28 protein-coding genes are annotated in these 23,038 nt (G+C 37.9%); 7 read left to right on the forward strand and 21 right to left on the reverse strand.

The genetic code is table 11. The annotated features are described in order from the left end of the window. Positions 1-678: 678 nt before the first annotated feature. The 5 genes from GEZ85_RS06065 to GEZ85_RS06090 all read right to left on the reverse strand — a co-directional run bounded on the left by GEZ85_RS06065 (position 679) and on the right by GEZ85_RS06090 (position 4,592). A complete protein-coding gene (locus GEZ85_RS06065) occupies positions 679-1,071 on the reverse strand; it encodes a hypothetical protein (RefSeq protein WP_153210211.1) in 393 nt (130 codons plus the stop codon). A 312-nt stretch (positions 1,072-1,383) separates the two neighbouring features. Further along, positions 1,384-2,028 (reverse strand): recombinase family protein, encoded by a 645-nt coding sequence (locus GEZ85_RS06070; protein ID WP_153209939.1) that lies wholly within the window; start codon positions 2,026-2,028, stop codon positions 1,384-1,386. 76 nt (positions 2,029-2,104) lie between these two features. Then, entirely contained in the window at positions 2,105-2,503 is a 399-nt protein-coding gene (locus GEZ85_RS06075; protein WP_153209937.1) for a hypothetical protein, read from the reverse strand. 227 nt (positions 2,504-2,730) lie between these two features. Next, on the reverse strand, positions 2,731-3,459 hold the full coding sequence (locus GEZ85_RS06085) for an AAA family ATPase (RefSeq protein ID WP_228112213.1): 729 nt from the start codon (positions 3,457-3,459) through the stop codon (positions 2,731-2,733). A gap of 29 nt (positions 3,460-3,488) precedes the next feature. Continuing rightward, positions 3,489-4,592 (reverse strand): hypothetical protein, encoded by a 1,104-nt coding sequence (locus tag GEZ85_RS06090; protein ID WP_322741438.1) that lies wholly within the window; start codon positions 4,590-4,592, stop codon positions 3,489-3,491. Positions 4,593-4,723: 131 nt separating this feature from the next. Here GEZ85_RS06090 and GEZ85_RS06095 point away from each other — a divergent pair, with 131 nt between their 5' ends. The 7 genes from GEZ85_RS06095 to GEZ85_RS06115 all read left to right on the forward strand — a co-directional run bounded on the left by GEZ85_RS06095 (position 4,724) and on the right by GEZ85_RS06115 (position 10,547). Further along, positions 4,724-4,984, forward strand: a complete 261-nt coding sequence (locus GEZ85_RS06095; RefSeq protein WP_060955871.1) for a hypothetical protein — start codon at positions 4,724-4,726, stop codon at positions 4,982-4,984. Between the two features lie 9 nt (positions 4,985-4,993). After that, entirely contained in the window at positions 4,994-5,194 is a 201-nt protein-coding gene (locus GEZ85_RS06100; protein WP_153209935.1) for a hypothetical protein, read from the forward strand. A gap of 157 nt (positions 5,195-5,351) precedes the next feature. Beyond that, positions 5,352-5,519, forward strand: a complete 168-nt coding sequence (locus tag GEZ85_RS10235) for a hypothetical protein (protein WP_194251527.1) — start codon at positions 5,352-5,354, stop codon at positions 5,517-5,519. 2 nt (positions 5,520-5,521) lie between these two features. Continuing rightward, positions 5,522-7,741: a type IV secretory system conjugative DNA transfer family protein gene (locus GEZ85_RS06105; RefSeq protein WP_153209934.1), complete on the forward strand. Its 2,220-nt coding sequence runs from the start codon at positions 5,522-5,524 to the stop codon at positions 7,739-7,741. A 92-nt stretch (positions 7,742-7,833) separates the two neighbouring features. Then, positions 7,834-8,637: a replication-relaxation family protein gene (locus GEZ85_RS06110; RefSeq protein ID WP_153209933.1), complete on the forward strand. Its 804-nt coding sequence runs from the start codon at positions 7,834-7,836 to the stop codon at positions 8,635-8,637. Next, the gene (locus tag GEZ85_RS10345; RefSeq protein WP_194251697.1) at positions 8,615-8,782 is read left to right on the forward strand and encodes a hypothetical protein; all 168 of its coding nucleotides are present in this window, start codon (positions 8,615-8,617) and stop codon (positions 8,780-8,782) included. The genes GEZ85_RS06110 and GEZ85_RS10345 overlap by 23 nt, the downstream gene beginning before the upstream one ends. 61 nt (positions 8,783-8,843) lie before the next feature. After that, positions 8,844-10,547 (forward strand): recombinase family protein, encoded by a 1,704-nt coding sequence (locus tag GEZ85_RS06115; protein WP_153209932.1) that lies wholly within the window; start codon positions 8,844-8,846, stop codon positions 10,545-10,547. Positions 10,548-11,181: 634 nt separating this feature from the next. On the opposite strand, the gene rplA is transcribed toward GEZ85_RS06115, so the two are convergent. From rplA to GEZ85_RS06195, 16 genes are all read right to left on the reverse strand, one after another. After that, entirely contained in the window at positions 11,182-11,871 is a 690-nt protein-coding gene (gene rplA, locus GEZ85_RS06120; RefSeq protein ID WP_001085675.1) for a 50S ribosomal protein L1, read from the reverse strand. A gap of 206 nt (positions 11,872-12,077) precedes the next feature. Beyond that, complete coding sequence (gene rplK / locus GEZ85_RS06125) at positions 12,078-12,503, reverse strand: 50S ribosomal protein L11 (RefSeq protein ID WP_001085807.1); 426 nt, start codon at positions 12,501-12,503, stop codon at positions 12,078-12,080. Between the two features lie 275 nt (positions 12,504-12,778). Then, on the reverse strand, positions 12,779-13,495 hold the full coding sequence (gene ldcB, locus GEZ85_RS06130; RefSeq protein ID WP_153209931.1) for an LD-carboxypeptidase LdcB/DacB: 717 nt from the start codon (positions 13,493-13,495) through the stop codon (positions 12,779-12,781). A 2-nt stretch (positions 13,496-13,497) separates the two neighbouring features. Next, entirely contained in the window at positions 13,498-13,968 is a 471-nt protein-coding gene (locus tag GEZ85_RS06135; RefSeq protein WP_194251528.1) for an HIT family protein, read from the reverse strand. A gap of 1 nt (position 13,969) precedes the next feature. Next, a complete protein-coding gene (locus GEZ85_RS06140) occupies positions 13,970-15,007 on the reverse strand; it encodes a M42 family metallopeptidase (protein WP_153209929.1) in 1,038 nt (345 codons plus the stop codon). 97 nt (positions 15,008-15,104) lie between these two features. Then, positions 15,105-16,430 (reverse strand): branched-chain amino acid transport system II carrier protein, encoded by a 1,326-nt coding sequence (brnQ, locus tag GEZ85_RS06145; protein ID WP_194251529.1) that lies wholly within the window; start codon positions 16,428-16,430, stop codon positions 15,105-15,107. Positions 16,431-16,596: 166 nt separating this feature from the next. Continuing rightward, positions 16,597-16,884 (reverse strand): rhodanese-like domain-containing protein, encoded by a 288-nt coding sequence (locus tag GEZ85_RS06150; RefSeq protein WP_153209927.1) that lies wholly within the window; start codon positions 16,882-16,884, stop codon positions 16,597-16,599. After that, positions 16,881-17,471, reverse strand: coding sequence for a uracil-DNA glycosylase family protein (locus GEZ85_RS06155; RefSeq protein WP_153209926.1), 591 nt, complete (start codon positions 17,469-17,471; stop codon positions 16,881-16,883). The genes GEZ85_RS06150 and GEZ85_RS06155 overlap by 4 nt, the downstream gene beginning before the upstream one ends. Positions 17,472-17,524: 53 nt before the next feature. Then, positions 17,525-18,925, reverse strand: a complete 1,401-nt coding sequence (pepV, locus tag GEZ85_RS06160; RefSeq protein WP_153209925.1) for a dipeptidase PepV — start codon at positions 18,923-18,925, stop codon at positions 17,525-17,527. Between the two features lie 13 nt (positions 18,926-18,938). Beyond that, positions 18,939-19,544 (reverse strand): nitroreductase family protein, encoded by a 606-nt coding sequence (locus GEZ85_RS06165; protein WP_153209924.1) that lies wholly within the window; start codon positions 19,542-19,544, stop codon positions 18,939-18,941. 141 nt (positions 19,545-19,685) lie between these two features. Next, positions 19,686-19,979: a hypothetical protein gene (locus tag GEZ85_RS06170; RefSeq protein ID WP_153209923.1), complete on the reverse strand. Its 294-nt coding sequence runs from the start codon at positions 19,977-19,979 to the stop codon at positions 19,686-19,688. Continuing rightward, positions 19,960-20,352: a hypothetical protein gene (locus GEZ85_RS06175; protein WP_153214813.1), complete on the reverse strand. Its 393-nt coding sequence runs from the start codon at positions 20,350-20,352 to the stop codon at positions 19,960-19,962. The genes GEZ85_RS06170 and GEZ85_RS06175 overlap by 20 nt, the downstream gene beginning before the upstream one ends. After that, a complete protein-coding gene (locus tag GEZ85_RS06180) occupies positions 20,334-21,548 on the reverse strand; it encodes a Tle-like phospholipase domain-containing protein (protein WP_153214815.1) in 1,215 nt (404 codons plus the stop codon). Before GEZ85_RS06180 ends, GEZ85_RS06175 begins: the two co-directional genes overlap by 19 nt. A gap of 1 nt (position 21,549) precedes the next feature. Continuing rightward, positions 21,550-21,960 (reverse strand): hypothetical protein, encoded by a 411-nt coding sequence (locus GEZ85_RS06185; RefSeq protein ID WP_153209730.1) that lies wholly within the window; start codon positions 21,958-21,960, stop codon positions 21,550-21,552. A gap of 74 nt (positions 21,961-22,034) precedes the next feature. Continuing rightward, positions 22,035-22,412: a hypothetical protein gene (locus tag GEZ85_RS06190; protein ID WP_153209731.1), complete on the reverse strand. Its 378-nt coding sequence runs from the start codon at positions 22,410-22,412 to the stop codon at positions 22,035-22,037. Between the two features lie 4 nt (positions 22,413-22,416). Further along, complete coding sequence (locus GEZ85_RS06195) at positions 22,417-22,824, reverse strand: hypothetical protein (protein ID WP_153209732.1); 408 nt, start codon at positions 22,822-22,824, stop codon at positions 22,417-22,419. Between the last annotated feature and the right edge of the window lie 214 nt (positions 22,825-23,038).

Raw genomic sequence — 23,038 nt, forward strand, 5'->3', positions numbered from 1 at the left:
CAATCAATTTAATCATATACCTAATATTAGAATTGTTTATCCCAAATTTATTTGAAAGCTTCTCTAAGCTATATCCTTGTTTTCTAAGTTCATAGATCTGAACTTTATCATCATAAGTTAATTTCATAATAAAAACACCCCAAAAAGACTGGCTGACACTCAGCACTCTAAAATAATCTGAGTTCATGCATCTTATAAGCTAATTAAAAGACGGTTCAAATGAGCCGTCTTTTTCATGTATTCAACTATCGTTCACTAAAGGAGATTTGAAAATTATACATTGTACAATTAGGATTTTTACAAACTTTTATTACTTTACCACGCGCTCTATCTTCTGCATAAAACCATAAAACTTCTTGGCATTTTGTGCATTTTTCAGTCATACTTATACTCCTATAGTTTATTACCGCAATGACTACACCGTTCTGGTCGGTCGCTTGTTTTTCGTCCACAAATAGGACATTCAATAATTGCTGAAATGAGTTTTCGAATTAGTTTAATCATATTTATCACCAACCGAATTTCTTTTGGCATTGGCCATAGTATTGGCACATATGATTGCTGAAATCATTAACAATAGCATGCCTACAATGTTCACATTTATTTCCAGCTCCACGCTCTCTTTCGCAAGCACAAATCCAAGCGTTAATATTTCCCATGATAAAACCTCTTTCTACATTATTTAACCCCTAAATCTTGAGCTAATTCCTCCAAAGTATAGCCAGTTTGTCGTTGTAAGGCAAAAATAGCGATTTGTATTTTGTTACGCCCAGCTGATGGTTCTGGTCTCCATTGCAATATATCTTGCAAACATCTGATAATGTTTTCAAGATCCCGTATAACTGTTTCAGTTAACTCTCTTTCTTGAGTTAAGCTAATATATTGTTCACGGTCTGCCGAAGCCATTTGCCCACCGAGTTCGTTAATATCAGCAAGATGCTCTAAACGTAATTGTTTAGCTGTTTCAAGAATTCTCATAGCCAATTCTTGCTTCTGACTATACTTATTAATGGAAGATTTCCTAATAAACCATAAAATTACTCCAATAGCTACAATTATAACCAGTAACATACTTTCTCCTTATAAAATTTATATATTTTGTAGCAATCATGAAAATTCGTATCTATTTAAATACGAAATACCCCCTTTCTTATTTAAACTCAAAAAATCCCTGCTACAATAGGGGTTGAGCTTGTTTTAGTTAACGGTCGTCAACTAAAACAATGAAAAAATAAAAATGCCAATTCAACAAGGTAACTAAAACCTTATTAAATCAGCATTTTAAATATTTTTATTGATAACTTTGATTGTTTTAACAAACGACCGTTTGCTAAAACTGTTGATAGGTTTAATGTACTATTTTTCTAAGGATTTGTCAATCAATTATAGGTGATTTTTTCTATTTATTTGAATACTATTGCGCCTTAGCACATTATATATGGTTGCGGTGGAAATGTTCAGCTGATTCGCAATATTTCGAACGGACATTTCTTTTTGCTGGTATTGTGCAATAATTTGCTTTTCTTTATCTTTCGCTATTCCTTTGTTGCCAAGTTTCACGCCTTTTTCTTTCGCTTTACGGAGTCCGTCTTTAGTGCGTTCAGAAATAGCTTGAAGCTCCCATTCTGCCACATAACCCAACATCAAACAAAAGAATTTTCCAGTTAAAGAATCTGTTTCAATATTTTCATGAATTGATTGAAGATGAATACCATGTTTGGTTAAATCTTCAATAATGGAAGAGAGGTGAAGCATCTTTCTGGTAAGTCTATCCAATTTATACACAACAAAATTTGTTTTAACACCTTGTTTAGCATAATTTTTAGCTAATTTTAACGCCTTATCAAGTTGGGGACGGTCTTGATTTCCACCAGAATCTTTTTCGATATAGAGCTTGTCGCAAAAGCTGAGTGCTTCTTTTTGAACAGATAACCCCAATTCTTGCCGATTATCTGTTGAACTGACACGAGCATAGCCGATAGTTATGGTTTTGATATTTTCTAATTTGTTCTTGTGATGATTTGTCAAAATTTCTCCTTTCTTTACTATTGTAGCAGGAATAAAAGAGGAGAAATATAGAAAAAGAGCCATTTGGCTCTCAATATCATAAACTGATTACTTTTGAATCAAGTAACTTATTATATAAATCATCGGCATTAGCTCCTTGTTCTTGAATCCAATATAAGGCTAATACAAGTTTTTTAGGTGACTCTGCCTGCACGCAAGCCTGCCATTGACCGTTTAGAAAAATAGGAATAAATACACCATATAGACCCTCAAAATAGCTAATATCTGCTATACCCGTTCTTTTATACATAGCTAAACATATATCGTAAGCTGAATTAAAAACGTCATCTAATTCAAATCCCTCTGATCGAAGCCATTCTGCCAACTCTAATAAATTATGTAAAGAACTTGCTTCGTGCTTAACAATAGAATAATAGTATACTCTATCTAAGTTAGATAATTGTTGAATGGTTTTATCTTGAAATTTTAAATCCACTATATCAAACCTCCATACTACAATTTATACCTCACCAGAACCATTGCACTCTATACATTTACCATTCCCGTCACACTGTATACAACGACTACCTCCACCAGAAAAAACATTATTTGGATTGGGGTGAGGATTATTTATTCTGTCATCACCGGTTCCATTGCAAAAACGACAAATTCCAGTTCCATTACAAACACCACATTGAGCCATAAGGAACCTCCTTTTTTATTTTATTTTTTCAAAAGATTTCGCAATATAAGCTCAGGATTTTCTAAAGTAAGCTTGGTAATTTGATAGCTTTCAGAATCGTGATAATCAATTTCTTGAATAGATTCATTAAAATTGTATATTTTTGAATTTGGTAAAGCTGTAATAATAGGGGAATGAGTAGCTATGATGAATTGAGCTCCGCTTTGCGTTAGTTCATATATTTTTGCCATAAAGGCTAATTGATTTTGTGGCGAAAGAGCAGCTTCTGGTTCGTCTAAGATATATAATCCATTAGGTTTAAATTTATTTAAAACCAGACCTAAGAATGCCTGACCGTGAGAGCGTTCGTGAGGGATTCCGCCGTAAGAATCTAATTTATAGCCCATAGCAATCTCTCTACTGTATATATCTTCCAGATAAGTAGCTACATTATAAAAACTTTCGGCCCTCAAGAAAAATCCATCCCGTGGTCGCTTAGCTCCTCTAACAATCTGAATATATTCACTAAGGTTTGAATGAGTTTCTTTAGTTGCAAAATTAAAATTAACAGTTCCACCCTCAGGATTAAACCCTAAAGAAACCGCAATACCTTCAAGTAAGGTTGATTTACCACTCCCATTTTCGCCCATAAAAAAGGTAATAGGAGAAGACAAATTTAAAGAATCAATGGAATTTATTGATGGAATTTCAGAGTAGTATTTCCCTTTAGGTATAGGTTTTATCCTTATTTCTTTGACAAAAGCATCCATTGTATCCCCTTTCATTTTTATTATATCATTTATCTTTTGATAGATAAAGTAAAATCAATTAGTAAATAAAAAATAATTTCATCATTTTCTAAATAATTACTTCCACCTACAGTAAACTCAGTTTTGTCTTGTGTTGTGAAAGCTCTTTTCTCTAAATAATTTACAACATTTTCTGTTAAGGCTATCATATTTTTCATTTTCGAAGCAGTATAATCATAACTGGCTTTTACAGATAAAGCAAAACTTTTAACAATAAAAATTTTATTGATAACTTCTTTTGGTAAAAATCTATCCAAAGCTTTATAAAAATCTGCTTCAGATTGGCAAAATCCAGTAATTAAAGTTAGTGTGGGGCTGTTCTCAAAATTTTCTCCAATAAACTGTGCAATTCGTTCGTTGATAGTTTCGTTTTGAATTATTAAACCATTCTGGATAATTGGCATTTTGGAAATAGAATCTTGAATCAAAACTTTTAAAGTGGGTGAAACGAGATTTTTATTATCGTTTAACGCTTCAGGCTTATATAAATCAAAATAAAAAATCTGCTGTTTGCTTTTTAAAGATTCCTCAATAACTTTTCTATGTGAATATGGCGTTAATAAAACCTCATTTTCAAGATACTTAAAAATGTGCTGGTTAATGATTTGTGCTTGTCTTAATTCCTCTGAGTTTTTGGAAGGAATATTCGAAAGATTCACCAAGAAAATCAAAATAGTTGCTAAGTAAAGTTCAGCTTCTTGGCAATGATTAAGTAATTCTATTTTTTCGCTACCAAACACAACGGTAGCTTTTTTGGCTTGGTTTAAAAGAGCTGATTTGATTTTAAAAACAGCTTGCTTATAATCGAAAGTTTCGCCACAGTTTAAATCTTTGAAAATATCAGCTATCCTTTGAGATTGAAAGCCTAAATCACTAATCGGCAAAGCTTCGCGGTAAAATTCTGGAATTTCTTCGTCTCCCGTAAAAAGGCGGTTACTAGAAACACGGTTAATTTCTGGAATAAATGAAATTTTAGGGTTGTTTTCACTCACTAATCTATTCAAAATACTATTGACGAAATCTTCTTGGTTTCGTTTTTTCTTTTCAGATTTTTGCAAAATATAGCAAAACCATCCTAATCTAAATTCGGTCACACGATTTCTCCTTGAGATTTCTGAGATTTTTTACCTGATGAATGAGATAAAAATATTCGTTACACTATAATCATAAACAAAGTCGACAATGTTTATAACATAAATTATACCAAAATCAAAGGAGAAATCTCATGAATCATATTCAAAAATCAACCTCAAAAGTAGACCTTCCTCAACTTGTTAGCCCCTATCAGTTAGAAGTGGCTAAAACACTGAGTGAAGCGATGGCAGATAATCAAGCCTTGGAGCTTCTCGCTAGCGATATTTTATATAAAGTGGGCAATCTGGCACTCACGCAGGCAGAAATACTCAAAAATACGCCAGAAGCTAAAGCATATACAGATTATATTCTAAAAGCATTCACTTATTACGCTACTGAAAAGATGAAATGAGGTAGCTTTATGATGGACTACTTTATATCTTTTATAATTATCATTGTTGTTGTATTTCTTTGGGATTGGTTCGAAAAACCAAAACAAGCAGATAAAAAGCACTATAACGAAGAAGAAATTGCCCTGGCAGAATTTCTGGAAAAACGGCAAGAAATCAATGAACTTTTCTTGGTCGCTAAAGCAGAAATGCGAAAAATTTCAAGAAAATAAAAGGATTGTTTAGATTAGACAAATGGTCAAAATATGTTCAAATATACTACTGTTTCATTGCTTAAAATTCATTCCAATCGCTATAAAAACTGAAAGTAGTGAAATTTAACTTTTCACCAATTTTCTTGTATAAATGAAGGCAGAAAGGAGACCAGCTATGAGAAAACTAATGGCATATATTCTTGGATTTGTTGCTTGTACTTGGCTTATTAACTGGGCGGTGAAACTAATTCTGGAAGTTTGGTGGTTCTTGGTTTTAGTGACTGCTGTTATTTTCATTGGCTGGTTCGCCTTTCGGATTATTAAATCTAAAGAATGGAGGTAGAAATGAAAAGAAAGTTAGAAGCCTTATCTTGGAGCGAGTGGAATTGGCAACGTCCATTTTCTGAAGAAGACGTCAAAAGTTTGCTTGGACAGTTGGTCGGTCTAACTCGACGTAAAAGCATTGTTTTTGAAGTTCGTATGAATAAAAATCGCGTGCAGTATCTTCTGGGGACGGAAGAACAAGATAAACGTCATATTCACCAGCTGATTCAATCGCACCGAACTATTCAGTTTTCAAGGGTCTCAAAACGTGAAAAACTTTCGGTTGCGCGGTTAGTAAACATCAAAGAGTCTCACTATGCTTTAAAAACGGATTCTGTAGAAAATATGATACGTTCAAGCCTTACAATTTCAAAAATACTTCAGCCAGATGAAATAGTAGTTGTTCAGTTGGTTATTGGCGCAGGTTCACCACCTCGCCCGCAACCAAAAGATTTGCCGAATTTATCCGCTAAATGGTATCAAGTGATTACGAATAATATTCCTGAGCTTTCTGAAAACTCCAAAAAGCTGATGAAACAAAAACTAAACCAATCTACTTTTAAATGTGAAATTCGCCTTGGTGTCCAATCTCGCAGTATTTTGCGAACAAAGGAATTTTTTGACAGCCTACTTAGTAGTTTTCGCATGATGGAATCAAATGCAACCATTGAATTAAAACCATTGGCCATCCAAAAACTTAATCAAGCGCAACCTTCTTGGGCTTTCCCATATAGTTTATCTGTTTCAGACTTAGCTTGTTTCATGCTTTTACCTATTGGGGAAGAAAATATTGCAGGTGTGCCAAATATTCACCCTAAATTAGTAGTGCCACCTTTAGGCTACAATATTAACCGAAAAAATCAGCGAAGTTTGGCGCAAACGGTTGAAAGTCAATCAAGACCAATTCAAATTTCAACACAAGCTGGCAAAAAGCACACCGTTTTTCTCGGCTCAACAGGTTGTGGAAAAACCACCGCTATGAGTCACTTGATTTTATCAGATATAAACTCTAAAAATCATAGCGTCGTTGTGGTGGATGCCAAAGGTCAACTTACTCATGAACTATTAGAGCGCACACCAACTGAACACGATGAAGATATTGTGGTGATTTCACCCACTTCAAAGCGAATTGTCGGTATAAATCCTTTTGAACTAACTAAATATGGTATTGAGCCAGAAGTTATCGCAGATTATCTTTTAGAGCTACTTAAAGGACTTTATCCTGAACATTTTGGAATTTACTCACTGGATATTTTGTCACACAGTTTTTTAACTTTGGCGCGCATTCCAAATACTTCTTTAGTGATGTTACCGAGCTTACTCACTAATCAATCCTTTCGAAATAAACTATTAAGAGAGTTAAAAGACCCAATCGGACTGGAAAGTTTCTGGAACTGGTTTGAATTGCTCAGTGAAGCTCAACGTCACCAGATGTTAAACCCCATTTTGAATAAATTCCGCCAGTTTTTGCTTCGCCCGCAACTTCGGGCAATGTTGGGACAAACTAATCCAAATTTCAGTCTTGCAGAAATCTTCAAAAGCCGAAAAATCGTATTGATTCCACTAAATAAAGCGATAATTGGTTCAGAATCTGCGAAACTCATTGGTAGCCTAATCACTTCAATGCTATGGATGTTAATTTTGCGCCAGTCTTCGGTTGAGCCAAGCAAACGCCAATCGGTCTTTATCTATATTGATGAAACACCAAGTTTCCTAGGAATCCCCAACGCTAACTTAGATGAAGCACTTTCGCAATCTCGTCAGTTTAATGTTGGCTGGAATATTGGCTTCCAACATCTTGCACAGATGTCACCCCAGTTAAAAGCTGGAATTGAATCTAATGTTGCGAATAAAATTGTTTTTGGCTTAAATCTTGATGAAGCTCGCGAAATGGCAAAATATACTCTGGAGATTGACAAAGAAGATTTTTACAGCCTACCACCATTTTGGGTATATATCAGAACAGAAATCTTACCAAATACCTACCGCTGGCTTATCGGTAAGACCTACCCACCTAAACCAAAAATTAGAGATAGTCGCACGCCATTTTTAAATAGCTTGAGCCGATACGGACAAGATATTTCAGAAATTGAAAGCCAATTCGAAAACTACATTTTTGAAAAATCTGCTTCGAAAAATGAAGATTCTAATCAAAAATTAACAGATTTAGGGAGGAAAAAGCGTTCCAATCGCTCTTCGAATCGTGTTGATGAAGAAAATTCTTCCACCCCCGAAAAATAAAGGTTTTCAGAATTTTTACTCACACGACTTACTCCGTAATTAAGCACATTTTACGGGAGCATACACTTTAAATTTAATGGAGAACAAAACAGATGAAATGGAATTACAAAACAGATAACGACACGCAAATTCTTTACTTTTTGAGTCAAGCAAGATTTGCGACCACCAACCAATTAGCCAGACTCTTTTTTGCGGATAGTGCTCGATTTGAAACCGCCATTCGCCGTGCTAATTTTGCGCTTCAAAGTCTGAAGAAAGCTGGATTGGTTTCACACTTAAAACGGCGAATTGGTGGCGCACGCCGTGGCTCTGCTTCTTATGTTTGGCAAATTACTTTTCAGGGACTAAAATTCCTTAAAAACCAAGATGAAACAGTTGTTTTGCGCTATAAAAATAAATACGAGCCAACTCAGCACCACGTTGAACACACTTTAGCGATTACGGAAGTTTTTGTTGAGACACTGGAGGCTGTTCGAGATTCAGAAAAACTATCGCTTGAAACTTTTTCCTTTGAGCCAAACTCTTGGCGCAGCTACCAAAAATTCTCTGGTATAGGCAGAACTCTAAAGCCTGATGCTTATTTAGAACTAGTTAATCATGATTACGAAGACCATTATTTTCTGGAAATAGACCGAAGCACTGAAAGTCTTGCACGCATTGTAAATACTTGCAAGAAATATATTGAATATTATCGGTCAGGTATTGAACAACGACAAAAGGAAGTTTTCCCCTATGTTTTGTGGGTTGTGCCAGACGATAAGCGAAAGCTGGCGATTTCGAAAGCAATTCAAAAAGAACTATATAACTTTTGGGAACTGTTCACTGTAATAACACTTGAAGAATACCCAGATTATATCAAGGGAGGAATAAATAATGAACCAGAAGAATCAAGATAGAGATTCAAAACAGGCTTCACGCACCGCTGATGAAATTTGTCGAATTGGTCGAACGACTTACTTAATCCGTCACCGTTTTACTGGAAATTGCAATCTTGAAAATATCCTAGAAAGGTTGATTTTAAGCGATAAATCACTACTTTAACAGTAGTAAAAATGGTATAATAGAAGTATAAGGTGTGTGAACTCCAAAAGGAGAAAAACACATGAACAGAACTTTGACAATTTCAGATTATAGACAAGTAGATACTTCCAGACTTTCAGATATAACGGTGGTATATTGTCGCCTAAGCCAAGACGACGGGCTGGACGGAGATAGTAACTCAATTACCAATCAGAAGAATATTCTTCTTGATGTAGTAGCGAGAGAAAAACTGCCAAATCCAGTTCTTTTCGTTGATGATGGTTTCAGTGGAACAAATTTTGACCGTCCAGCAATTTCAGAAGCTCTGCGTTTGGTAGAAAATCGGCAAGTTTCAAACTTCGTCGTTAAGGATTTAAGTCGTTTGGGTCGCTCTTATATCAAGGTTGGTCAACTAACGGAAATCACTTTTCCTAGTTTTGATGTTCGCTTTATCGCCCTTAATGATGGCGTAGATTCGAATAAACCTAATGAAACTAATTCTATTTTCTTGCCAATCAAGAGTTTAATGGACGAAATGTATGCGGCGGATACCAGCAAGAAGATTCGAGCGGTGGTGCAAGCTAAAGCGAGAGCTGGCGAGCGAGTGACTACTAACCCACCTTACGGCTATCTAAAAGATTCAAACAATCCTAAAAATTGGATTATTGACCCAGTTGCCAGCGAAGTTGTGAAACGGATTTTTCAAGAAGCGAAAAGCGGAAAAAGCCTTTCGGAGATTGCAAAAGGGTTAGAAAATGACAAAATTTTTAAACCAGACCGCCACCGAATCGAAATTGGTTTGAAACCTATTTCCTCCAGTTCAAATGTGGAAACTTTGCCTTATTTTTGGACGCGAGAAACCCTAAGCGCTATCTTAGGGCGTGAAGAATATCTTGGACATACGGTTAATCTTCGTACACGGAAAAAATCCTATAAAGACAAGCGTAAGGTAGATAACCCAAAAGAAGATTGGCTGATTTTCAAAAATACTCATGAAGCGATAATTGACCAAGAAACTTTCGATATTGTTCAAAAAATGCGAAGTCATAAGCGTTCAAATCAACGGTATAAAAATCGGGCTGGTCACGAAAACTTGTTTGCTGGATTGGTTTTTTGTGGAACTTGTGGGCGAAAGCATTATTTCTGCCCACAAGAGAAAAATGGACTTAACCACGACCATTACAAGTGTTCTGGATATCGCAAGCCGATTGATGGTTGTGAAAATCCCCACTATATTCAAAAATCCGCCCTGATTGAGATTGTAAGTGGCAAGCTCCGCCAAACCATTCAGGAAGCCCACTTCAACCAAGAAGACTTTTTGAAAAAGTTGGAACAGCAAAGCCAAGCTCAATTTAATAAAGACAACAAAAATCAGCGTCAGCAACTCCAAAAAGATGAACACCGTTCTAAAGAGATTGACACCATTATTCAGAAGCTTTATGAAGATAATCTACTTGGTAAAATTTCAGATGAACGCTTTGTAAAATTAAGTCAGAGCTATGAAGAAGAACAGAGACAACTTCAAACTTCCATTTCTGACTTAACCGAAAAACTCGCCAAACAACAAGAAGATAACCTTAATATCTCCAAGTTTATGACGAGAATTTTGAAATATACAGAGCTACCAGAACTAACCGTTGAGATAGTGAATGAACTGATTGACAAGATTGTTATTCATAAGCCAACTGGCACGAAACGCAATCGAATTATTCAGATTGACATTTATTATAATTTTATCGGGAAATTAAACAACGAAAAAAGCGAGCCAAACGACCTGGCTCGCTAATATTAACCCATTTAACTAAACTGCTATGTGTCAGGTCAACTAAGTTAGATTTTTTCTGTCTAACTTTTGGGGTGCAGTTCATTTTCCACCTGGACGTAAGCGTTTTTTCCCCAATTTTGCTAAAAACTTATGACCTGCTTCTGACATTTGAACACCTCTGTTTTTTCTTCATTATAACATAAAATAATATTATCTAACAATTCTAATCTAGTTTTTAATGAACTATAATCAAACGCATACAGTCTGCCATGATTATATCATAAATCTATTAATTAACTCTCTAGTTCAAATTCAATTGCTCACATAGTTTACGCATATAGGTTACGACTACATATTTGTACTTTAGAGTTGCCGGCCTCCTTATCCGCTATATACGCTTTACTATCACGTACCTATTCGTATAGCTAAGATTTCTCTATCTCTTTCTCTGCCGATTCTTATTTCCAACGTCAGACTTAAACAGTCTATCCTAATGCCGTTCGATCAGCTACTCACAATAGTCAGGCTTGGGAATCACTTTTGGGTTTACTAGTATATGGTACCCACAGAGGACTTACACCTCAGATGAACGGAATACACGTCGTACCTAAAAAAACGAGCACTTTCGTACTCGCCTTTGTTTATAAACTACTGATTAAAGTGAGTTTACGTCAACTTTGATACCAACACCTTGAGTAGTTGTGATCGTCAAGTTTGTTACGTAAGTTCCTTTAGCTGTAGCTGGTTTTGCTTTTTGGATTGTTTCGTTGAAAGCTTTGAAGTTTTCAACCAATTTTTCAGCTTCAAATGATACTTTACCGATAATTGCTTGAACGTTACCTGCACGGTCAGCACGGTAAGTGATTTTACCACCTTTAGACTCTTCAACTGCTTTAGCAACATCCATTGTTACAGTACCAGTTTTAGGGTTTGGCATCAAGTTACGTGGTCCAAGGACACGTCCAAGACGTCCAACAAGAGCCATCATGTCAGGTGTAGCGATAACTACGTCGAAGTCCAACCAACCGTCGTTGATTTTAGCAACAAGGTCATCTTCACCAACAAAGTCTGCACCAGCAGCTTTTGCTTCTTCAGCTTTTGCACCACGTGCAAAAACAAGAACGCGTGAAGTTTTACCAGTACCGTTTGGCAATACCATTGCTCCACGGATTTGTTGGTCAGCTTTTTTAACGTCGATGTTCAAGTTGTAAGCAACTTCTACAGTTGCATCAAATTTTGCAAAGTTAGTTTCTTTTGCAAGTGCTACAGCTTCTTCTACGCTGTATGCTTTTGTGCTGTCGATTTTCTCAAGAGCAGCACGAAGTTGTTTGCTTTTTTTAGCCATTTTCTATTCTCCTTGTAAGTGGTTCAATCGATTTTCATCTCCCACGTCACTCCTCGAAATGATGAAGTCTTGCGGGTTTTCAGTCTATTAGACTCTTTTCCTACGTCGTTAAGTTCCCTTGCTGTACCCAAGTACAAGCTTCAGTCACTTGCCTAGTATGAAAAGCAACTAATAGACTGCTGTGAGATTTTCTAATATGTTATTGATTAGTCAACAACAGTGAATCCCATAGAACGAGCAGTACCTTCGATCATACGCATTGCAGACTCTACGTTTGCTGCGTTCAAATCTGGCATCTTAGTCTCTGCAATTTCTTGTACTTGTGCACGAGTAACTGTAGCAACTTTAGTTTTGTTAGGTGTACCTGATCCTTTTTCAACACCTGCAGCTTTTTTCAAAAGAACAGCAGCTGGTGGTGTTTTAGTGATGAAAGTAAATGATTTATCTTCGTAAACTGAGATAACAACTGGAATGATCATACCAGCTTGGTCAGCTGTACGAGCGTTGAACTCTTTTGTGAATCCCATGATGTTGATACCAGCTTGACCAAGAGCAGGTCCAACCGGTGGAGCTGGTGTAGCTTTACCAGCAGGGATTTGCAATTTTACAAGTTTTTCGACTTTTTTAGCCATTTTTAAATCCTCCTTTGTGGTTTTGGCGGTAATTAAAGATTTTTACCTCCCACAAGTATGCTTTACACATACTCATCTATTATACACTATTTATCTATAATTGCAAGAGAAAAGTTTATTTTTTATACTCAATGAAAATCAAAGAGCAAACTAGGAAGCTAGCCGCAGGCTGCTCAAAGTACAACTTTGAGGTTGCAGATAGAACTGACTAAGTCAGTAACATATACATACGGTAAGGCGACGCTGACGTGGTTTGAAGAGATTTTCGAAGAGTATTAATCGACGTAATCTCCGCCTTCAAACCCGTAGTATTCTTCAAGACTGAGTCCAGTCTCAGCAATTTCTTTGGCTTCTTTTCCGACATAACGAAGGTGCCATTCTTCAGCCATATAGCCTGTTTCCTTTTCCTTGCCTTTGAGATAACGGACAACAAAACCATAATCAGCAGCATGGTCCAAGAGCCATTGAGCTGCCTTCTCTTCTGTCACCAAATCACCATTTGTCCCAATCACATCAAAGGCCAAGCCTGTCTGATGCTCGCTATAGCCAGGACGGGCAGAGTATCGGTCGGCAGCTTCTTTCCCATCTTGATTGACATAATCTTGATAGAGCTTGGTCTGAGTTTCATAACTTCTAAAGCCACTGTAATGGTCACTGATTGGGAAACCTGCCTCTTGCATAGCTTTTATGAGTTTGACCAACTCAGCCTTGGCTGTTGGATTTTCTCCTGGATTGTAATCTTTTGACAAAGGATAGTGCTTATTAGCTATGACGATTTCATCGTACTTCCCTTGAATACTATAGTAGTCTCCTTTATTGACCACTTCTGCTTTTTTCTGAGCAGCTCCTTGAGATTTACTGCCAACTGTTCCATCAGCTTTGGCTGTTTGTTCTGTCTTAGCTGCGCCATCTTCATTTTTTGCTTTTTCTTGTGAACAAGCTGCTAGACTCAAGACTAGCAAGGCTGTCAAGACAAGGTATCTTTTTTTCATTTTTACTCCTTTATTTCTAATAGTTTATCTACCTCTGACGATAAACGTTTAACTATTTTTTTAATCTCATCTGGTTTTGCTTGGCAGGTTTCTGAGGTCATTTCTTCAAAGGGAACCCACCAGACTGGCCCACGCCCCTTGAGACCGTGACCATTCATATCACCTGTTCGTCTAGGAAACAAATGCCAATGAAGATGAGCATCGCCATTCCCTAGCAGTTCGATATTCATTTTCTCAGCAGCAAAAGCCTTAGCAACTGCCTCTTGGACCACACTCATTTCCTCTAGAAAACGGAGTCTTGTTTCCTTTTCTAAATGGTGCAATTCGGTGACATGTTCCTTGGCTAGAAAGAGACTATAGCCTGCAAAATACTGGTGGTCTCCAATCACAAGATAGCCTGTTTCCAATTCTTTGACAAAATAGGGATTTTCTCCAGCTTTGATGAGGTTAATTCTCTGGCAAATCAAACACATATTAGTCCACCAATGCGCTCTTAAGATAAGCATCAACCATTCGTTCTGTTGCAACCACCGAATCAATATGAGTACGCTCATAAGAATGACTAGACTCGATACCAGCACCGAGAAGGGCGTGTTTGACTTCTGCCCCTGCAGACATAGCTGCTGAAGCGTCCGAACCATAAAATGGATAGATATCCAGCTTAAATGGAATATCTTGCTCTTTAGCCAAAGCAACCAAATGTTGACGGAAGTCATAGTGATAAGGTCCAGAAGCATCCTTGACACAAATAGACACTGTATATTCGTCTGTTTGCTGGTCATCTCCCATAGCTCCCATATCCACAGCCAGATACTCTACCACCTGAGCAGGGATATTAGAGTTAGCTCCATGTCCCACTTCTTCAAAGACTGAAAAAGCAAAATGAGTTGTTACGGGCAATTCAATCTTCTCTTCCTTATAAACACGAAGCAGATTAAGCAAAATCGCTGCGCTGACCTTGTCATCCAAATGACGAGACTTGATAAAACCTGTCTCTGTCACGACAGTTCGTGGGTCAAAGCTGATAAAATCACCGACCTCAATACCAAGAGCACGAGTTTCTTTTTCATTTGTTACTTTGGCATCCAAACGCACTTCCATATTGTCTTGCGTGCGTTCTGCAGTTCCTGCATCCTTATAGACATGGCAAGAAGTTTGGTGGATAAGGATGGTTCCTGATACCTTTTGACCTGTGCTAGCCACATGAACGGTACAGTTTTCACCTTCAATCATGTTCCAAGGAAAACCACCGATACGATCCAGTTTGAGACGGCCGTCTGGTTTGACAGCACGGACAATAGCACCCAACGTATCTACATGGGCAGTCACATAGCGATGCTCTTCATCATTTTGACCTTTGATGGTCACATTGACACCGCCCTTGGCTGTACGAACTGGCTGGTAACCAAAACCTTCTAGAGTCTTGACTAAATAGTCCGCAATCTCACGAGTGAAGCCTGTTGGCGATGCGATAGCTGTCAGTTCTTTGATATATTCTACTGTTTGATTCATTTCTTCACCTCTTTTGCTACCTATTATAACACATTTATCATCGGATAAAAAAAGAAAATCACTCCTGTAGACTTGGCTACAAAAGTGATTTTAATGATTATTCCATTTCAAAAACATCGCTTTCTTGCTTGTTTGGTAGAACCAATGAGAGCAAGATTCCGACAACGGCTGGTACTAACCATGGGAGTGATGCCTTGGCAAAAGGAAGAGCGTTGACAAGATTTGCAAGAAACTCAACTTTAAATGAGCTTCCTAGTACGCTTGCAATGGCAATGGCTGTAACCACAGCAATTGTCAACTGCATACCTGGTTTTGAAAGAGCTACAAATTTGTTGACAATGACAATCATAACGATAGCAATCGTGATTGGGTACAAGATAACCAGTACAGGGATTGAGTACTTGATAATCGCATCAAGACCCAAATTGGCAATGGCAAATCCAATCAAGGTAAAGGCTGTAGCATAAACCTTGTAGCTGATTTGTGGGAAGCGTTCATTAAAGAACTCAGCTGTTGACACAATCAAACCAACTGTTGTTGTGAAGCAGGTTACAGTAACCATAGCTGCAAGGAAAAGTTGAGCTGTTGAGCCAAAGATTTCTTGAGTAGCTTGTGACAAAATGTAAACACCTGGTGTTCCACCCTTCATCGCTTCAGCAGGTACTGGGAAATGATTTCCAAGGAAACCTAAACCGATGTAAAGAGCACTGAAGGCAAGGGCAACAACGATTCCAACCACCCAAATAGTTGAAATGTATTCTTTCTTACTTGAAAATCCAAGTTGTTTCAAGGTTTGAACTGCGATTACACTGAAGGCAACTGAAGCAAGGGCATCCAAGGTATTGTAACCTTCGAGGAAACCTGTACCAAAAGCAGAAGCTTGATAAGCAGCTGAGGCAGCTTGAGGGCTTGTTCCACCGTATTTGATAGCTCCTAGAACAACCAAGATAACGATCAAAATCGCAAAGACTGGTGTTAAAATACGGCCGATACGGTCTAAGATTTTTGATGGATTAAGCGAAATCAAATACGCCGCCGCGAAATACAAAACAGTAAAGACAATCAAGCCAAGTCCTTTATTTGCATCCGACAAAAGAGGGCTAATCCCCACTTCGTAAGCTGTTGTAGCGGTACGTGGGATAGCAAAGAATGGACCGATTGACAAGTAAAGAACTGAGAGGTAAAGAGTCGCAAACCAAGGCGCTATCTTTGTTGAAATCTCGTAGATATATCCTTTAGGATTTAGCGTTCCAATAATAAGAGTCAAGACGGCGATACCGACGCCTGAAAAGACAAAACCTGCGACGGCAGGAAGAAAATGTTCTCCAGATAGAGCACCTAGAGAAGGCGGAAAAATCAAGTTCCCCGCACCAAAAAATATTCCAAACAGGAGTAAACCTGTTAGGGCACCTTTTTTAGCCATGTAAATCTCCTTCATATTTATAAAATACTGACCTAGTATATCATGAATAGGAGTATGAAAAAAGCTTCACGAAGTAAATATTGAATGTTTTCAAGATTCAAAAAAATAAGAATTATCTAAAAATAAAACTCTCCTACCCAGATCACACTAAGTAGGAGAAATACGTTTAGAGTTCTTCAAAGGCAGTCATGCCACCTTGAACATTAACGACTTCATAACCTTGTTCAGCTAAAAATTGACAAGCACGCGCTGATCTCATTCCAGCTTTACAAATCACATAATGCAAGTGGTCCTTGTCCAACTGATCATAGATATCGGCTAATTGACTAAGGGGTAGGTTATGGGCACCTTCTAAATGAAGAGTTTCAAATTCGTCCACTTCTCTCACATCCACTAGAGAAAGTTGGTCGTTTTGATAAAGCTGGTAAAATGCGTCAAAGGAAATTTCTTTCATTCTTTTTCTCCTAAAATAGTTTTAATTCTTTTTTTCAAATCTGGCACCACTTCTGACTCAAACCAAGGATTTTTGGCCATCCAGATTTGATTTCGCGGTGAGGGGTGAACTAGTGGAAAATAGGTTGGTAAGTAGTTCTGGTAATGTTTTACCCGTTCTGTTACCTTGCCACTGATTTTCTCCTTTAAATAGTAGGCCTGGGCATATTGACCAATCAAAAGGGTCAATTGAATATCTGGTAATTCTTGCAAGAGCTGCGGATGCCATTTTTCAGCAAAGCCAGTTCTCGGTGGTAAATCACCTGACTTGCCATGCCCTGGAAAGTAGAAATCCATAGGCAACACTGCAAAATAACCTGAATTGTAAAAGGTGTCTTCATCAACACCAAGCCAGTCTCTCAAGCGGTCACCACTTTTATCTTTCCAATAAAGGCCTGCTTCTTGGGTTTTAAGTCCCGGTGCCTGACCGATGATATTGATGCGAGCAGTTTTTGGCGCCGCAAAGAGAGGTTCAATTCCGCGTTCTGTATAGCTAGCATTCTGCGGATCCGCCATAATGGCTTGCTTGATTCTTTCAATTTGAGACATCTGTTTTCCCTCCAAAAAGAAGTCCAAGCATAAAATCTCAGACTTCTATCGTTTTATTTGATCAATTCGTAAATAGCTTCGGCATAGATTGCTGCTGCGCGGAAGAGATCGTCCAAGGCGATAAATTCATTGGCTTGGTGCATGGTATCAATTGAGTCTGGGAACATGGCACCGTAGGCAACCCCACGTTCGAGCAAGCGACCAAAGGTACCACCACCGATAACTTGTTCATGACCTTGAAGACCAGTTTGTTTTTCATAGACATTCAACAAGGTTTGTACAAGCGGATCTTCCATTGGCACATAGTGAGGAGTGTGACCGTGTTCAGAAAGGCTAACAGAAGCAACTGGCAAGTTTTCAAGGATTGACTTGATTTGCTCTGGACTTGTTCCTTTTGGATAGCGAATATTAAGGGCAATCGTATTGTCAGCACTTGTTTCATCAAAGCGGAAGACGCCAGCATTCATAGAAAGGTCACCCATCTTTTCATCCACATGAGCGATCTTGAGATTTTCACCCTCATGGTCGTTCAAGAGAATTTTACCAGCGATGTCAAGGTAGTCTTTGGCTGGACCAGCAAAGTCAAACTGGCTAAGGAATAGGGCTAGGTAAGTCGCACCATTGACACCTGAAGCAGGCATAGCACCGTGGGCTGATTTACCAATGATCGTCACCTTGTATTGGCCAACTTCTTCTTGGAGTTCTCCTCTGAGTTTGTGTTCTGCAACAAAGGCATCTAGTTTAGCTTGCAAGTCAGCCAAATCACCTGAAACGACTGCTGTTGCTGATTCTGGTACCATGTTTTCACGTAAACCACCTGTAAAGCTGTGAAGACGGGCTGCACCTGTATTTTCTCCTGCAAAGTGGAGATATTCCGTGATATTCCCTTTTTCACCATTGATGATTGGGAATTCAGCGTCTGGTGAGAAACCGAAATCTGGTTTCGCAAGTCCTACGTGCTCGAAATAGTAGTCCATATCTGCCCAGCCTGATTCTTCATCTGTTCCAACGATGAAACGAACTTTCTTAGAAGTGGGAAGGCCCAATTCTTTGATGATTTTCAAGCCATAGTAACAAGCTGTTGTAGGACCCTTATCGTCCGAAGCCCCACGCGCATAAAGGCGACCGTCTTTGATAGTTGGTGTGTAAGGGTCTGTGTCCCAACCGCTACCAGCAGGAACCACGTCCATATGGGCAAAGATTCCGAGAACTTCTTCTCCATCACCAAACTCAAAATGTCCTGCGTAGTTATCAACATTTTTAGTTGGATAACCATCACGATCTGCGATTTCAAGGAATTTTTCCAAGGCTTTTACCGGCCCAGGTCCAAATGGATGCTGGGCATCAACCTTGCTATCGTCACGTTCTGAGTTGATTTCCAAAAGGCTAAACAAGTCAGCCAAGAGGTCTTCTTTGCGTTTTTCTACTTCTGCTGTAAAATCAATTGCTGTCATTTTTTTCTTCTTTCTATCTTTTCTCAATGATTTCATCTACTGGCAAGCGGTAGCTTGGTTCCAATTTTTCGTCTGTATAACCCACTGTGATCAAGAGTTCTGGGCGGAAACGGTCTTCAATTTCCAAAACCTCATTGACTTTTGATTTGTCAAATCCAAGGATCAAATTTGATCCGATTCCTTGGTCTGTAAGAGCCAGAACCAAATTCATAGCAACCAAACCTGCATTGAGGGCTAGGTAGTCGCTGACTTGTTGTTCATTGTAACGGGCAAATTCAGCAGGCAAATTCTTCATAAAATATTGAAGTTGCTCTTCAGAAAAGTTATTAGCACCACCAACACGGGCGATCTTACGAGCGCGTTTAGCCAAATCTGTGTCTGTAAACAAGGCAATAGTTACAGGCGCTGATGATACCTGTTCAAAGTTTGAACCGTAAGCCAATTTTGCTAGTTCGGCATTTTTCTCACGTACCACTACAAATTTCCAAGGCTGGCTGTTGTGGGCACTTAGGGCCAAGGTTGCAATTTCGATAGCCGTACGCACATCTTTTGGATCAACTGGCTTATCAGTAAACTGCTTAGTCGCATGACGTTTTTTGTTTAATTCAAGAAATTTCATAATCGATTTCCTTTTCTAATTCTACTGCTTCCATTCTACCATAATTTGAAAGAGCTTGCAGGGATTTTTCATAGGAAAAGTAATAGCAAAAAAACTGCTCCATGCAGTTTGTAGCAATTATTCTAGTTACTCACTATAAAATTAGCAAATGGAATCATACTGAGATAGCTTCTCCGTTGTCACTTCTTCCAACTTTTTCTTTACCTGACCTTTTATAGCCGTATCCATCTGTGATTTTATTTTCCCAATAGCGACTTTTGTCTCCTCCGCACTTTCTCTCACTTTTTCTTTATAATCTGTTTGCAAAGAATTTCTTTCTTTTAAGATTACTGTCGCCATTGTATAGATTCTATTCTTCTCCATCATACGATACATCTGACGTAAAGCAAATTCATATTCTTCATCTGTATAATATTCATTTAACGGCGCGAGCATATGACCTCCTTAAATCTCCGATTGTCTGTTCTAACTCATCTTGCTTCTTACGATAATCTCTGTTTAACAAATCCTCTTGATACTGCAATTCATCTTCTCTACGCCTACACGCAAACTGAGAATCCTCCATCAATTGTTGTAAACTCCTATAAAACTGTTCTCCATCTTGGTAACTATATTGTCCTTTTTGAAGAAAAGCAGTCATCTTACCAGCTTCGTCTTCTACGATTCGGGCAAGGCGGTCTCGACGTTCATAGAGTTCATTGCGTTGATTTGTAAACGTTGCTTTCTGCTTTAGATATTCATCTTCCAAATCATGATACTCTTTTTCTTTTTCTTTTAACTTTTGGAAGACTAAATCCGACTGTTCCATTTTCTAAATTCTCCTGCCAATTCCTTATCTGTAGCTAGTTTATTCTCAATGACTTGGATAATCTGTTGGTTAAGGGTATCAAACTCTGTGGCTAGTTTTTCAGCCTTTTGATTCATTTGCTCAAAATCTTGCTCAACTGAACCGACAATCGTAGCCTGAGTCACACCCGCAGACGCAAAAGTCGATAGGACTTCATCATAACTCAGGTATCGGAAACTACTAAAATCAAGCTGATTCCATAGTTCTTGTGCTTTGGACACCACCTCCTCTTGAAGGTGCTTGATGTCGTCTGCACCAGCTCGAGCCGCATTAGCCATTCCTTCCCCTAGAGCCATTCCCTGCAAGCTATCCAAGTATATCTCTTCCCTACTTGACAAGCCATCTGCCGAGAGGTAGCTTTTGATTTTTTGGTAGCGGTACATACCTGCTGTTGCTTCTGCTAGCGCCGTTACTTTGAGATTCGTAACTCGTTTTCCATCCAAATCAACTAACTGGCCATTCTCATCAAATCGCCACTGGGACAAGTTATGATATTCTAACTTGTCACCCCAGTTATCTTTTGCAGGATAGATATAGGGATAGATAGCTGTTTGAGTCGTATTTCCCGTAATATTACCAATAACATCATACTTATGACGGTAATTGCGAAATTGTTCTGGATGTTCTTGCATGTGCTTGATTTCTTCTTTCGAAATCAAGTTATGAATATCTGGCCCATTATACCCTATATTGGCATAACCTCGCTTTAAAGCGACATACATAGCCAGAGACTCTCCAAGCGAATGCCCCGCAGTTGTGATTTTAGCAGAGGGATAAGTTTTTTCGATTTCTTCCGCAAAACTCAGAGCCGTTTGAAATTGAGATTTTCTAAATGTCTTTGTTTTCAAATCCGACAACACCTGTCTATCACCAAATCCTATTGATTGGATATCTGTTTGGATGTCAAGTCGATCATCTTTATTCGTCCCTGCATAGGCAATCACTACATGGCTATAATCCACATTCCCATTTTTATCTACAGGAGCAACTGCCATAGCTTGCATACCGTTAGAGGTGTTGTCTTTTGTACTAAGAACTCGAAAAGTTTGAGAATCCTTTCTTAACTCATCTCCTGCTTTCCATGGAGTTGAATTTTTATTTTTATCAACTTCATATACTTGGTCAACTAAGTAATTAAAACTTTTATCCGTAATCATATTATCTCACCCAATAAATAACTGTTATATTTGACATAAGTGAATCGCTATTTATTACTTCCGGATTATCTCTTTCTATTAATTTATTCCCATTACTTTGACTAATATGCTGTCCAAAACCTATTTCATCCTCTGTCATCAAGTTTTGAACAGAAAAAGTGACAAATATTTCGTCATTGACAATGGCATTAGAATTCCAAGTTCCTGTTAATTTATTCTGTTGAAAACTTGTAAACTCAATCTTCTCAACCTTTTCATAATGACTAACTAAGTATAACGCCATCCTATCCTGTTCGATTCTCATTTTCTCTTCCAGAGTTTTTTCTTTTTGGTGATTCAAACTAAACATTACAATTCCTCCTATAATACAGATTACTAAAGTAATAATACCCCATTTTTTACGCTTATTCATTGACACACCTCCTTATATTATTCTATAAAACAACTTGGTCTTAATTACCTTATAGCATAACATAAACAGCTATTTTACTTAACCTTGGTATAATCCAGCGCTGTCACAAACTGAGAATCTACTACTTTCGCAGAATTTAGTCCTGAACGAGACTGTAGTTTATCCCTCCCAAGCCATAAAGACTGTACATCCGTACCAAAATCCTTTATATCCGAACTATTCGTCCCAGCATAGGCAATCACTACATGGCTATAATCCACATTCCCATTTTTATCCACAGGAGCAACCGCCATCGCCTGCATACCGTTAGAGGTGTTGTCTATAGGTTTAGAGATTACTTTTAACCGATCGTTTGCAACTAATCGTCCCTCCTGAATAGGATTACTCACCTTACCAGAGTCAACATCGTAAACATCGTCTACTATATATCTATAATCTTCTTCTGTAACCATATAGTTATCTCTCCTCTAAGTAGATAATTTTTACTGCTATATCATATCCAGCTTCTTCTTTGTTTTCTCTCTTTGTGAAGTCTGTCGGTGAATAATTGGAACTTCTTATTTTCTCATTCTCATTGAGAGAATCTATTTTGACAGATATATTATATTGACCATTTACTTTAGCAGTAATCCTCCAACTCCCCGTACTTTCATTTTTTTGAAATTCAACAAACTCCACTCTCTTAATCTTTTGTCCATCAGCTAAATCATAGTTACTTACTAAAAACTTTGCTACCCTATCCTGCTCGATCCTCATCTTTTCTTCCAACGTTTTTTCTTTTTGATGATTCAAACTAAACATTACAATTCCTCCTATGATACAAATTACTAAAGCAATAATACCCCATTTTTTACGCTTATTCATAGACACACCTCCTTATATTATTCTATAAAGCAACTAACCTCAATTACCTTATAGTATAACATAAATGGCTTTTTTAATTAACATTGACATAATTCAAAGCTGTCACAAACTGAGAATCTACTACTTTCGCAGAATTTAGTCCTGAACGAGACTGTAGTTTATCCCTCCCAAGCCCTAAAGACTGTACATCCGTATCAAGATCCTTTATGTCATC

This window comes from Streptococcus mitis (assembly GCF_009496205.1).
Classification (GTDB): domain Bacteria; phylum Bacillota; class Bacilli; order Lactobacillales; family Streptococcaceae; genus Streptococcus; species Streptococcus mitis_BN.

Bases quoted from the DNA above. Each gene is read 5' to 3' on its own strand.
- pepV (WP_153209925.1), bottom strand. From the start codon at position 18,925: ATGACAGCAATTGATTTTACAGCAGAAGTAGAAAAACGCAAAGAAGAC.
- GEZ85_RS06100 (WP_153209935.1), top strand. From the start codon at position 4,994: ATGATGGACTACTTTATATCTTTTATAATTATCATTGTTGTTGTATTT.
- GEZ85_RS06150 (WP_153209927.1), bottom strand. From the start codon at position 16,884: ATGAAAGAAATTTCCTTTGACGCATTTTACCAGCTTTATCAAAACGAC.
- GEZ85_RS06175 (WP_153214813.1), bottom strand. From the start codon at position 20,352: ATGGAACAGTCGGATTTAGTCTTCCAAAAGTTAAAAGAAAAAGAAAAA.
- GEZ85_RS06135 (WP_194251528.1), bottom strand. From the start codon at position 13,968: ATGTGTTTGATTTGCCAGAGAATTAACCTCATCAAAGCTGGAGAAAAT.
- GEZ85_RS10235 (WP_194251527.1), top strand. From the start codon at position 5,352: ATGAGAAAACTAATGGCATATATTCTTGGATTTGTTGCTTGTACTTGG.
- GEZ85_RS06085 (WP_228112213.1), bottom strand. From the start codon at position 3,459: ATGGATGCTTTTGTCAAAGAAATAAGGATAAAACCTATACCTAAAGGG.
- rplK (WP_001085807.1), bottom strand. From the start codon at position 12,503: ATGGCTAAAAAAGTCGAAAAACTTGTAAAATTGCAAATCCCTGCTGGT.
- brnQ (WP_194251529.1), bottom strand. From the start codon at position 16,430: ATGGCTAAAAAAGGTGCCCTAACAGGTTTACTCCTGTTTGGAATATTT.
- GEZ85_RS06110 (WP_153209933.1), top strand. From the start codon at position 7,834: ATGAAATGGAATTACAAAACAGATAACGACACGCAAATTCTTTACTTT.
- GEZ85_RS06140 (WP_153209929.1), bottom strand. From the start codon at position 15,007: ATGAATCAAACAGTAGAATATATCAAAGAACTGACAGCTATCGCATCG.
- GEZ85_RS06165 (WP_153209924.1), bottom strand. From the start codon at position 19,544: ATGAAATTTCTTGAATTAAACAAAAAACGTCATGCGACTAAGCAGTTT.
- rplA (WP_001085675.1), bottom strand. From the start codon at position 11,871: ATGGCTAAAAAAAGCAAACAACTTCGTGCTGCTCTTGAGAAAATCGAC.
- GEZ85_RS06115 (WP_153209932.1), top strand. From the start codon at position 8,844: ATGAACAGAACTTTGACAATTTCAGATTATAGACAAGTAGATACTTCC.
- GEZ85_RS06180 (WP_153214815.1), bottom strand. From the start codon at position 21,548: ATGATTACGGATAAAAGTTTTAATTACTTAGTTGACCAAGTATATGAA.
- GEZ85_RS06095 (WP_060955871.1), top strand. From the start codon at position 4,724: ATGAATCATATTCAAAAATCAACCTCAAAAGTAGACCTTCCTCAACTT.
- GEZ85_RS06170 (WP_153209923.1), bottom strand. From the start codon at position 19,979: ATGCTCGCGCCGTTAAATGAATATTATACAGATGAAGAATATGAATTT.
- GEZ85_RS06065 (WP_153210211.1), bottom strand. From the start codon at position 1,071: ATGTTACTGGTTATAATTGTAGCTATTGGAGTAATTTTATGGTTTATT.
- GEZ85_RS06105 (WP_153209934.1), top strand. From the start codon at position 5,522: ATGAAAAGAAAGTTAGAAGCCTTATCTTGGAGCGAGTGGAATTGGCAA.
- GEZ85_RS06155 (WP_153209926.1), bottom strand. From the start codon at position 17,471: ATGTCTCAAATTGAAAGAATCAAGCAAGCCATTATGGCGGATCCGCAG.
- GEZ85_RS06190 (WP_153209731.1), bottom strand. From the start codon at position 22,412: ATGGTTACAGAAGAAGATTATAGATATATAGTAGACGATGTTTACGAT.
- GEZ85_RS06195 (WP_153209732.1), bottom strand. From the start codon at position 22,824: ATGAATAAGCGTAAAAAATGGGGTATTATTGCTTTAGTAATTTGTATC.
- GEZ85_RS06185 (WP_153209730.1), bottom strand. From the start codon at position 21,960: ATGAATAAGCGTAAAAAATGGGGTATTATTACTTTAGTAATCTGTATT.
- ldcB (WP_153209931.1), bottom strand. From the start codon at position 13,495: ATGAAAAAAAGATACCTTGTCTTGACAGCCTTGCTAGTCTTGAGTCTA.
- GEZ85_RS10345 (WP_194251697.1), top strand. From the start codon at position 8,615: ATGAACCAGAAGAATCAAGATAGAGATTCAAAACAGGCTTCACGCACC.